Below are 7,242 nucleotides of genomic sequence, written 5' to 3'. Positions count from 1 at the left end.
CAGACACAAAGCCTGACCAGTCCGGGGTAATAATCAATTTGGCACTGGCTTATCAAGCACCCTGTTGAGTTCTCAAAGAACAACCACACACCATCAGGCACACCCACAAACCGCAGGCACCCATCCGGGGCATCTCGTCCACACACCCGCCGCTCTCGCGCCGGGCACTTTTACTACGTTACCCGGTGGTTTCTACCGTGTCAAACCGGCTGCTGCCGCTTTGTCGCGCTTCAAACCATTTCTCCGGGCACCACGATTCGGTGCGGCTTTCGCCGTTCCTGTCGTGGTTTTGGCAGGCCAGCCGCTGCGGTGTCCCGCAAGCGCGCCTGGTTCCCTGCCGGCCGTTAACCCTACCCGGTCGGTTCCGCCTCGCCAAATCCGCCTCGCGACGAATCCGGGGCACCACCCGGTCCCGGTACCGGCGGGCGTACCCACCAGACCCGAGAGGTCCACCCGCGCTTCCGGCCTGAGGTCTTTCGACCTGTTTCGTCCGTTCCGCGCTGGCAGAGAGAAAGTTACGCGCCCGGCGGATTGATCGTCAAATCCGCCGGGCGCGTTCCACGTCACACCGCCGACTACTACTGGCTGTCCAGCTCCACGCCGGCGAACGAGCGCTTGCCCCGGCGCAGCACGAGGTACCGGCCGTGCAGCAGAGTCTCCGGCGCGACCACCGCGTCGGCCTCGGTCACCCGGTTGTTGTTCACGTACGCGCCGCCCTCCGCGATCACCCGGCGGGCTTCCTTCATGCTCGGCACCAGGCCGGACTCCTTGAGCAGGGTGGCCACGTCCGGCAACTCGCCGAGGTGGACCAGGCCGGCCTCGGCCAGCGCCGCGCGCAGGGTCGCCGGCGACAGTTCCTCCAGCGAGCCCCGACCGAACAGCGCCTGACTGGCGGCGACCACCTGCGCCATCTCCCGCTCGCCGTGCACGAGGGTGGTCAGCTCCTCGGCGAGGGCACGCTGCGCCGCCCGGGCGGCCGGACGCTCCGCGGTCTCCTTCTCCAACACCTCCAGTTCCTCACGGGAACGGAAGCTGAAGTAGCGCAGGTAGCGGCCCACGTCCCGGTCGTCGACGTTGATCCAGAACTGGTAGAAGGCGTACGGGCTGGTCATCTCTGGGTCGAGCCAGATCGCGCCGCCCTCGGTCTTGCCGAACTTGGAGCCGTCCGACTTCGTCACCAGCGGCGTGGTGAACGCCTGCACCGGCCCGAGGCCGCGGCGCCGTACGTAGTCGACACCCGCGGTGATGTTGCCCCACTGGTCGGAGCCGCCGAACTGGAGCTGGCAGCCGTGCCGCCGGTGCAGCTCGAAGAAGTCGTTGGCCTGCAGCAGCTGGTAGCTGAACTCGGTGAAGCTGATCCCGCTCTCCAGCCGGGCCCGGACCACCTCCCGGGCCAGCATCTTGTTGACCGGGAAGTGCTTGCCCACGTCGCGGAGGAACTCGACCACGGACATCTCGCCGGTCCAGTCCAGGTTGTTGACCAGTTGGGCGGCGTTGTCGCCGGTGTACGACACGAAGGGCGCGAGCTGATCGCGAATCCGCTGGACCCAGCTGGCGACGACCTCCGGCGGGTTGAGGCTGCGCTCCGCGCTCTCCTTCGGGTCACCGATCTGCCCTGTCGCACCGCCGACCAGCAGCAGCGGGCGGTGCCCGGCGAGCTGGAAGCGGCGGGCCGTGGCGACCTGCATGAGGTGGCCGACGTGCAGGCTCGGCGCAGTCGGGTCGAAGCCCACATAGAAGGCAGCCTCGGAGCCGTCGAGCAGCGCACGCAGCTCGTCAGGGTCGGTGGAGTCCTGGATCAGGCCGCGCCACCGCAGGTCATCGGTCAGGGAGCCCCGCCCGGTCGGCGGAAGGTTGCTGTCGGTCACGGTCACCGATTCTCCCCCATGCAGCGGGTCCGGACCCACCGGGCTAGGCCGCGCCACGCGCCGGACTAGGCTGGCGGCGCCAAGATCGAGGAGGCTGCCGTGGAGATGCCGACGATGTCGGGCGGTTTCGTCGCCCTGCTCGGCTTGGAGTTCGACGAGGTCAGCGGCGACCGGGTGACGATCCGCTGGCGAGTACGCCCGGAGCTGCACCAGCCGTACGGCATCCAGCACGGCGGGGTCTACTGCGCGGTGGTGGAGACGGCGGCCAGCGTGGGCGGGGCCCTCTGGCTCGGCGACCGCGGGCAGGTGGTGGGCGTGTCCAACCAGACCGATTTCCTGCGGGCGGTCCGCGACGGCGAGCTGACCGCGGTCGGCACCCCGGTGCATCGGGGACGCAGCCAACAGTTGTGGCAGGTGGAGATCACCGACGCCGAGGCCCGGCTGGTCGCCCGCGGCCAGGTCCGCCTCCAGAACCTCTACCCGGCCGCCGCCTGACGGCGTACCGCCAGCGCCCGACCCGGCCCGGCTATCCGGGCCGGGTCAGCTCGGTCAGCCGTCCCGCGTCCTCGCGGTACTCGGCTCCGGTACGGGGGCACACGTACTGGCCGTCGCCCTTGGCGACCAGCGGTTCACCGGTGCGCCCCACCCAGCCCACCCGGCGGGCGGGAACGCCGACCATGAGCGCGAAGTCCGGTACGTCCCGGGTGACCACGGCGCCCGCCGCGATCAGCGCCCATCGGCCGATGGTGACCGGTGCCACGCAGACGGCCCGGGCGCCGATCGCCGCGCCCTCGCCGACCACCACGCCGACCGCCGTCCAGTCGTCGCCGCTCTTGAGCCGCCCGTCGGGGGTCACCGACCGTGGGTACTCGTCGTTGGTGAGCACCGCGGCCGGCCCGACGAAGACCCCGTCGGCCAGCTGCGCCGGCTCGTAGACGAGGGCGTAGTTCTGCAGCTTGACGTTGTCGCCGAGGCGGACGCCGGGCCCCACGTACGCACCGCGGCCGATGATGCAGTTCTGGCCGACCGAGGCACCCTCGCGGACCTGCGCCAGGTGCCAGACGCGCGTGCCCGGACGAACGGTGGCTCGCTCGTCGACGTCGGCGGTCGGTGCGATCTGCACATCGCCAGGCTGGGTCCCCGGGTCGTTCGTCATCGGTGGCTCCTTCCGCCGTACGGAGGTGTCCTTCGGCTGGAGAACGGTAACCGCTGGTCGACAAGGCCGATGTAGGCAAGCCGACGAAGGGCGCGGATATGGACCACCTGGGGCGGGCGGCGAACCGAATGGCCCACTCGCCCCGGCGGCATTGCTGGAATTCTGTCAGTGCACTGGCGAACCCGATGGCGTCTCGATAGCTTGCCGGACGGACCTTCCTGACTCACCCCTCAGCGAACGTGTCCTGTCCTGCCTAGCGAAACGGATTTCCGTGAACTCATCGCACGATCCGATCGGCGTGGCCGTCGTCGGCGCCGGCTACTGGGGTCCCAATCTCGTCCGTAACTTCCAGGCCTCCACCGACTTTCGGCTGCGTTGGCTCTGTGACCTCGACGTGGGCCGGGCCGAGCGGGTGCTCGGCGGCTACTCCACGGTCCAGGCCACCAACGATCTGGCCGCGGTGCTGGCCGACGACACGGTGCAGGCGGTGGCCATCGCCACCCCGGCCGGCACCCATCTCGAGGTGGCGATGTCGGCGCTGCGGGCCGGCAAACACGTGCTCGTGGAGAAGCCGCTGGCGGCCAGTTCCGCGCAGGGGCGGGCGCTGGTCGCCGAGGCGGAACGTCGGGGCCTGTCGCTGATGTGCGACCACACCTACTGCTACACGCCCGCGGTGCTGCGTATCCGCGAGCTGCTCCATAGTGGGGAACTGGGCGAACTGCAGTATCTGGACTCCGTACGGATCAACCTGGGGCTGGTCCAGCGCGACATCGACGTGATGTGGGACCTGGCCCCGCACGACCTGTCGATTCTTGACTTCGTCCTGCCGCCCGGCGTGGCTCCGGTCGCGGTGGCCGCGCACGGCGCGGACCGCATCGGCGCGGGCCGGGCCTGCGTCGCCTACCTGACGTTGCGGCTGAACACCGGGGCGATCGCGCACATCCACGTGAACTGGCTCTCGCCGGTGAAGATCCGGACCACCATCATCGGCGGTTCCAAGCGGACCCTGGTCTGGGACGATCTCAACCCCAGTCAGCGGCTTTCCATCTTCGACCGCGGGGTGGACGTGGCCTCGGCGGAGGAGCTCGCTGACGAGCAGCGCCGGGACATGCTGGTGTCGTACCGCTCCGGGGACATGGTCGCGCCGGCGCTGACGGAGCGGGAGGCGCTGCGGACCATGGTCGAGGAGTACGCCCGATCCATCCGCAGCGGCACCCCGGCGCTCACCGACGGACGGTCCGGTCTGCGGGTGATCGCCATCCTGGAGGCCGCTTCCCGCAGCCTTGCCGAGGGCGGAAGACTGGTCGACCTCGTTGAGTGGACAGAGGCGTGACCGGGCGAGGCATGGGACCCGGTGCGACGGAGCCGCTGGGCGGCACGGATTGGAGCGGATTGCGGTCATGAGCGCGGTGGAGATCGCCGGGGCGCGCGCCCTGGTAACAGGTGGGGCGGGCACGATCGGCTCGCACGTCGTGGACGAGCTGACCGCCGGCGGTGCGGCCGAGGTGGTCGTCCTCGACAACTTCGTTCGGGGCCGGCGGGAGAACCTCGCCCGGGCCCTGCCGCACGGCACCGTCCGCCTCGTCGAGGGGGACATCCGGGACGCCGCGCTCGTGCACGAACTCACCCAGGGCAAGGACCTGGTCTTCCACCTCGCCGCGATCCGCATCACTCAGTGCGCCGAGGAGCCGCGGCTCGCCAACGAGGTGCTGGTCGACGGGACGTTCAACGTGCTGGAGGCGGCCGCCGCAGCCAAGGTGCGCAAGGTCGTCCTGTCCTCGTCGGCCTCGGTGTACGGCCTCGCCGACGAGTTCCCGACCACCGAGCGGCACCACCCGTACCACAACGACACGTTCTACGGCGCGGCGAAGGCGTTCAACGAGGGCATGCTGCGCAGCTTCCACAGCATGTACGGGCTGGACTACGTCGCGCTGCGCTACTTCAACGTGTACGGCCCCCGGATGGACATCCACGGCCTCTACACCGAGGTCCTGATCCGGTGGATGGAGCGACTCGATGCGGGCAGGCCCCCGCTGATCCTCGGCGACGGCCTGCAGACGATGGATTTCGTCCACGTCGCCGACATCGCCCGAGCCAACATCCTGGCCGCCCGGGCCGACGTCACCGACGAGGTGTTCAACATCGCCAGCGGCACCGAGACCAGCCTGCGGGAACTGGCCCAGGCGCTCAGCGACGTGATGAAGTCCGACCTGGCTCCGGAGTTCGGGCCGGCCCGCGCGGTCAACGGAGTCACCCGCCGCCTGGCCGACACCACCACCGCCGCGCAGAAGCTCGGCTTCCGCGCCGAGATCAGCCTGCACGAAGGACTTCAGGGCCTGGTCGACTGGTGGCGGGCCGAGAAGTGAGTGACCGTCGGATCCCGGTCATGATTCCGCGCCTCGGCGAGGAGGAGGCGCAGGCCGCCGCCGACGCGGTCCGGTCGGGCTGGGTGGCCCAGGGGCCGCGGGTGGCCCGCTTCGAGCAGGAGTTCGCCGCGTTGGTCGGTGCCGGCCACGGGGTGGCCGTCAGCTCCTGCACCACCGCTCTGCACCTGGCGCTGGTCGTGCTGGACGTCGGCCCGGGCGACGAGGTGGTCGTCCCGTCGTTCTCCTTCATCGCCACCGCCAACGCGGTGCGCTACGTCGGCGCGACCCCGGTGTTCGCCGATGTCGACCTCGCCACGGGCAACCTGACGGTGGCGACGGTCGACGCGGTGCGCACCCCGCGGACCCGGGCGGTCATCGCGGTGCACCAGGGCGGCGTGCCGTTCGACGTCGCCGCACTGCGGGAGGCCGGCAGCCGTTGGGCAGTGCCGCTGATCGAGGACGCGGCCTGCGCCGCCGGCTCGACCGCGTACGGACAGCCGGTCGGCGCCGGTTCGACCATCTCCGCCTGGTCGTTCCACCCCCGCAAGCTGCTCACCACCGGTGAGGGCGGGATGGTCACCACGGACGACCCGGCGTGGGCGGCCCGGCTGCGCCAGTTGCGCGAGCACGGGATGAACGTCTCCGCGGCCGACCGGCACGCCAGCGCCCAGCCGGTGCTGGAGTCCTACCTGGAGACCGCCTTCAACTACCGGATGACCGACATCCAGGCGGCGATCGGGCTGGTGCAACTCGGCCGGCTCGCGGAGCTGGTGACCCACCGGCGGGCGCTCGCGGCGCGCTACCACGACCTGCTCGCCACCATCGAGGGGCTGGTACCGGTCCGCGACCCGGCGTACGGCGAGACCAACTACCAGTCGTTCTGGGTGTTGATCAACCACGAGTACGGGGTGGGCCGCGACGAGGTGCTCGCGGAGCTGGCCGCGGCCGGTGTCTCGGCCCGGCGCGGCATCATGGCCGCCCACTTGGAGCCGGCCTACACCGATGTGACGCCCGGGCCGCTGCCGGTGACCGAGCGACTGACCCGCGACTCGCTGATCCTGCCGCTGCACCACGCGCTGACCGAGGACGACCAGGACCACATCGTCGGCGTACTGCGCAAACTGGCCGGCTAATGCGCGACCTCGTCATCGTCGGCGCCGGCGGATTCGCGCGGGAGACCGCGGCGGCGGTACGGGCGGTCAACGCCGTCCGGCCGACGTGGCGGCTGCACGGGTTCCTCGACGACGACCCGGCGCTGCACGGCACCGAGCGGGCCGGTCTGCCGATCCTCGGCGCGATCGACCGGCTGGCCGAGCTGCCCGACACGGCGGCGGTGGTCTGCATCGGCAATCCCGGCGACTACGCCGCCCGGCAGCGGATCGTGCACCGGCTGGGGCTGCCGGCCGAGCGGTACGCGACGATCATCCATCCGGCCGCCGACATCGGCGCGGGAAGTTCGGTCGGCCCCGGCACGGTGCTGCTGGCCGGGGTGGTGCTGACCGCGGACGTGACGGTGGGGGCGCACGTGGCGGTGATGCCGCAGGTCGTGCTCACCCACGACGGCCGGGTCGCCGACCACGTCACCCTCGCCTCCGGGGTCCGGCTCGGCGGCGGCGCGGTGCTGCGTACCGGGGCGTACGTCGGCTCGGGGGCGCTGGTCCGGGAGGCCGTGACCGTCGGCGAATGGTCGCTGGTCGGGATGGGTTCCGTGGTGCTGTGCGATGTCCCGCCGGGTGAGGTGTGGATCGGCAGCCCGGCCCGTCGGCTGCGGGCCGCCCGGCCGAGCCGGCTGGCGGCCGAGTGCGAGCCGGCCGCGGCGGTCGGGAAATGACAGTGTCGAGGGTTGAGGGGA

7 protein-coding genes are annotated in these 7,242 nt (G+C 70.8%); 5 read left to right on the top strand and 2 right to left on the bottom strand.

All coding sequences use genetic code 11. From position 1 onward, the window contains the following. Positions 1–578 precede the first annotated feature (578 nt). Positions 579–1,868, bottom strand: coding sequence for a tyrosine--tRNA ligase (gene tyrS / locus AB0M52_RS06140; RefSeq protein WP_363949559.1), 1,290 nt, complete (start codon positions 1,866–1,868; stop codon positions 579–581). A gap of 105 nt (positions 1,869–1,973) precedes the next feature. On the opposite strand from tyrS, the gene AB0M52_RS06135 reads away from it, so the two are divergent. Further along, on the top strand, positions 1,974–2,363 hold the full coding sequence (locus AB0M52_RS06135; protein WP_363949556.1) for a PaaI family thioesterase: 390 nt from the start codon (positions 1,974–1,976) through the stop codon (positions 2,361–2,363). Positions 2,364–2,394: 31 nt separating this feature from the next. Here AB0M52_RS06135 and AB0M52_RS06130 read toward each other — a convergent pair whose 3' ends face one another. Then, on the bottom strand, positions 2,395–3,024 hold the full coding sequence (locus AB0M52_RS06130; RefSeq protein ID WP_363949553.1) for an acyltransferase: 630 nt from the start codon (positions 3,022–3,024) through the stop codon (positions 2,395–2,397). A 271-nt stretch (positions 3,025–3,295) separates the two neighbouring features. Here AB0M52_RS06130 and AB0M52_RS06125 point away from each other — a divergent pair, with 271 nt between their 5' ends. The 4 genes from AB0M52_RS06125 to AB0M52_RS06110 all read left to right on the top strand — a co-directional run bounded on the left by AB0M52_RS06125 (position 3,296) and on the right by AB0M52_RS06110 (position 7,221). Then, a complete protein-coding gene (locus tag AB0M52_RS06125; protein ID WP_363949551.1) occupies positions 3,296–4,357 on the top strand; it encodes a Gfo/Idh/MocA family oxidoreductase in 1,062 nt (353 codons plus the stop codon). Positions 4,358–4,424: 67 nt separating this feature from the next. Further along, complete coding sequence (locus tag AB0M52_RS06120; RefSeq protein ID WP_363949548.1) at positions 4,425–5,390, top strand: NAD-dependent epimerase/dehydratase family protein; 966 nt, start codon at positions 4,425–4,427, stop codon at positions 5,388–5,390. 20 nt (positions 5,391–5,410) lie between these two features. Next, positions 5,411–6,523, top strand: a complete 1,113-nt coding sequence (locus tag AB0M52_RS06115) for a DegT/DnrJ/EryC1/StrS family aminotransferase (RefSeq protein WP_363949546.1) — start codon at positions 5,411–5,413, stop codon at positions 6,521–6,523. Then, complete coding sequence (locus AB0M52_RS06110) at positions 6,523–7,221, top strand: acetyltransferase (RefSeq protein WP_363949544.1); 699 nt, start codon at positions 6,523–6,525, stop codon at positions 7,219–7,221. Before AB0M52_RS06115 ends, AB0M52_RS06110 begins: the two co-directional genes overlap by 1 nt. Positions 7,222–7,242: the final 21 nt, after the last annotated feature.

This window comes from Micromonospora sp. NPDC051296, assembly GCF_040682255.1.
GTDB classification, from domain to species: Bacteria; Actinomycetota; Actinomycetes; order Mycobacteriales; family Micromonosporaceae; genus Micromonospora; species Micromonospora craterilacus.
Note: the sequence above shows the minus strand (reverse complement) of the source record. Positions and strands in the feature narration are given on the sequence as shown.

Coding starts and splice junctions, on each gene's coding strand:
- AB0M52_RS06135 (WP_363949556.1), top strand. CDS start 1,974: ATGCCGACGATGTCGGGCGGTTTCGTCGCCCTGCTCGGCTTGGAGTTC.
- AB0M52_RS06130 (WP_363949553.1), bottom strand. CDS start 3,024: ATGACGAACGACCCGGGGACCCAGCCTGGCGATGTGCAGATCGCACCG.
- AB0M52_RS06120 (WP_363949548.1), top strand. CDS start 4,425: ATGAGCGCGGTGGAGATCGCCGGGGCGCGCGCCCTGGTAACAGGTGGG.
- AB0M52_RS06115 (WP_363949546.1), top strand. CDS start 5,411: ATGATTCCGCGCCTCGGCGAGGAGGAGGCGCAGGCCGCCGCCGACGCG.
- AB0M52_RS06110 (WP_363949544.1), top strand. CDS start 6,523: ATGCGCGACCTCGTCATCGTCGGCGCCGGCGGATTCGCGCGGGAGACC.